Below are 840 nucleotides of genomic sequence, written 5' to 3' on the forward strand. Positions count from 1 at the left end.
GGCACGAATCAATGAGCAGCAGCCTGCTGCCTTGTATCAACAGCTATTTTACAAGTTGCTTAAATACTATGAACACTCAAAAGTAGCTCATAAATTTCGCTTTAAGAATCCATTATATTCCCTGGATGCCAGTCATATTGACCTGTCGCTTTCCTTATGTGAATGGGCCAAAGTTCACGACTCAAAAGCCAGCATGAAACTCAGCATAGGATTGAATCACAGCAATGATATTCCTGAGTTTATTGCAGTTGAAAATGGTAAAGAAAATGACATGTTACAAGGCCGAAAATTCCAGTTTCCCGCTGGCAGCATTGTGGTCTTTGATAAAGGCTATGTCGATTATCAATGGTATGCGAATCTAAGCGCTCAAAACGTTAGCTTTGTGACACGTTTTAGACCTAAATCGGTGTATCAGGTGATCCAGCAACATCCAGTGCTTGAATCCAAAGGCATTCTAAAAGATGAAACCATTCAGCTAAATAGCGCACATGCCCTAAAAAGAAAAGCCCCCGTATTAAGAAGAATTGAATATAGAGATCAGCAAAGTGGCAAGCACTTTAGCTTTCTCAGCAATAACTTTCATCTAGCTGCCTCTACCATTGCAGCGATTTACAAAGACCGCTGGAAAGTTGAATTGTTCTTTAAAGCGATTAAACAGAACCTGAAATTAAAAGCCTTTTTAGGCCGAAGCAAGAACGCCATTCAGACGCAAATCTGGATTGCGATGATCGCCTATTTACTGGTAAGTTTCGCTCAACATTTAGGGAAAAAAGGCTGGACAGTTCAGCGCTTACTCAGAATAATTCAAGTGAATTTATTTGAAATAAAAACCTTAAAAGC

Annotated in this window: 1 protein-coding gene; it reads left to right on the forward strand. The window is 39.6% G+C overall.

What is annotated here, in order from left to right; all coding sequences use genetic code 11:
- On the forward strand, positions 1-840 hold an 840-nt coding region (locus WFH18_RS17565; protein ID WP_336755382.1), incomplete at both ends, for an IS4 family transposase.

Origin of the sequence: Acinetobacter sp. USHLN143 (assembly GCF_037145695.1) — a bacterium.
Classification (GTDB): domain Bacteria; phylum Pseudomonadota; class Gammaproteobacteria; order Pseudomonadales; family Moraxellaceae; genus Acinetobacter; species Acinetobacter fasciculus.